General features: G+C 71.7%; 2 protein-coding genes. One reads left to right on the forward strand and one right to left on the reverse strand.

What is annotated here, in order from left to right; translation table 11 throughout:
* Positions 1–1,092 (forward strand): hypothetical protein (locus tag H5J26_RS30425; protein ID WP_181769173.1); only part of this gene is annotated, 1,092 nt, incomplete at its 5' end.
* Here the strand turns inward: H5J26_RS30425 and H5J26_RS30430 are convergent.
* Positions 1,049–2,239: glycosyltransferase family 87 protein (locus tag H5J26_RS30430; RefSeq protein WP_181769174.1), on the reverse strand; the 1,191-nt coding region annotated here is incomplete at its 5' end. The genes H5J26_RS30425 and H5J26_RS30430 overlap by 44 nt on opposite strands.

Genomic DNA, 2,239 nt, shown 5'->3' on the forward strand with positions numbered 1-2,239 from the left:
GCGGCGGTCCGGAGCGGGGACGAGCGCCGCTATCTGGCGGCCGTCGATCCGCGGGCCGAGCGCTATCGCGAGGCGCAGCGCGAGGTGTTCGCGAACCTGCGCCGCCTGCCGCTGACCCAGTGGACCTACCGGGTGGCGGGCGTCCGCCGGGCCGAGGAGGGTGGCCGCTCCCGGCTCGAGGCGCACGTACGGCTGCAGTACAGGCTGCGCGGTGACGACCGCGCCCCCGTCACCGCCACAGAAAGGCTCGCCCTCACCGAGCGCGACGGCCGCTGGTACGTCAGCTCCGAACTGCCGCACAGCGATCGGCAGCTGTGGGAGCAGGGGGAGATCACCGTCGTACGCGGCGAGAACAGCATGGTGCTCGGCGTCGGCCGCAGCCGGGACGTGCTGGAGGGGCTCGCGCGGGACGCCGACCGTTCGGTCTCGGCCGTGGACCGCGTCTGGCAGCGGAAGTGGCCTCGACGAGTGGTGGTGGAGGCGCCCGATTCGCTGCGCCGGATGGCACAGTTGCTCGACGCCGACGAGGACACGTACGAGGGCATCGCCGCCGTCACCACGGGCGAGGCAGGAGGCGCTTCGAAGGCGCCCGCGGACCGGATCGTGATCAACCCCCGGGCGTACGGGCTGCTGAGCGAGGAGGGCCGCCAGGTCGTCGTGACCCATGAGACGGTCCACGTCGCCAGCCGCACCCGTACCGGCTCCTCCACCCCGCTGTGGCTCTCGGAGGGCCTGGCCGACTGGATCGGCTACCAGGGCACCGAGCGCACGCCCAAGGAGGCCGCCGCCGAGCTCCTGGGTGCGGTGAAGAAGGGCGAAGCGCCGCGCGAGCTGCCCTCCGACCGTGACTTCCGCTTCGGCAACGACCCGGAGGCGCTGGGACGCGCCTACGAGAGCGGCTGGCTCGCATGCCGCCTCATCGCCGACGAGTGGGGCGACGAGAAGCTGATGAGCTTCTACGAGCGGGTGGGGGAGTCCGGCGGGACCGACACCAAGAGCGTGCTCGCGCGTGCCCTGCGCGACGAGTTGGGGCTGTCCTTGCCCGAGTTCACCCAGCGGTGGCGCTCGTACGTGCGCGACGAACTGTCCTGACGTCCGGCCCCGCCAGTGGTCCGGTCGTACGCCACAGGCGCGCGCACGCCATCAGTGAGGCGGCCACCAGCAGCCCGTTGCGCACGACCATCAAGGCGATGCCCTGCCAGTCGCTGGCGACGACGTGGGCGAAGCCCAGCGGGAACTCCAGCAGTGTCACTCCCGTCGCCACCAGCACCAGGACCGACGGAAGCACCTGACAACTCGCGCTGAGCGTCAGGCACACGGCGGCCAGACCGACGAGCCAGATCATGTACTGGGGGCTGATGACGCGGCTGGTGGTCGTGAAGAGCAGTACGGCCGTCAGCGCGGCGTCCGCCGGGGTGGACGGTGTCCACTCCACGGCGCGCAGCCGCCACATCAGCAGCCAGGCGAAGGCGAGCACCGTGAGGATCAGCGCGGCGTCGCTGACGAGGTTCACCTGGGGCCCGACGAACTCCATCGAGCCGTAGTTGAGCAGCACCTGCCCGTCCCAGCCGAACTGCCGCGCCACGTGGAAGACCAGAGCACCGAGTGACTCCACCTCGGTGCCCCTGCTCTGCTGGAAGCCGAGGAAGGCGAACGCACCGGGCATCGCCGCGGCGAAGCCGCCCATGACGACGGCGCCGGTGATCAGCGCCGTGATCCAGGTCGTGCGCGTACGGCTGCCTCGCGGTGTACCGAGCAGCAGCAGCGCGGGCCACACCTTCAGCATCGCTCCGAACGCGGCCAGCGCACCGGCCGTTCGGGGATGCCGGGCCCCGGCGAACAGGGCTGCGACCGCGACTGCGGTGACCATCAGGTCGTAGCGCGCGTACGCCGTCGGCCCCAGCAGGGCGACTCCCGCGACCCAGCCCCACACGCCGGCGCGGCGCCTGCCCGGACGTGAGGACGCACGGATGAGCAGCGCGAAGGTGAACGCGTCGGCGGCGCACGCCAGGAGGTAGAAGGCGGACGCGTAGTCGAGGAAGGGCAGCAGCGCCGGAGAGAGCACCGCGAGGGCCGCGGCGGGCGGGTACTGCCAGGTGACGTCGTCCTGCGGGAAGGCGCCCGAGGCCAGTACGTCGAACCAGCCCCGGTAGATGACCTTGACGTCGTTGGTGAAGTCCGGGCCGGGCAGCGTGACGACCTTGAAGGCGCACAGCAGCAGGAGAGCGCGGCTGACGGC

Source organism: Streptomyces albidus (ex Kaewkla and Franco 2022), assembly GCF_013870515.1.
GTDB classification, from domain to species: Bacteria; Actinomycetota; Actinomycetes; order Streptomycetales; family Streptomycetaceae; genus Streptomyces; species Streptomyces albidus.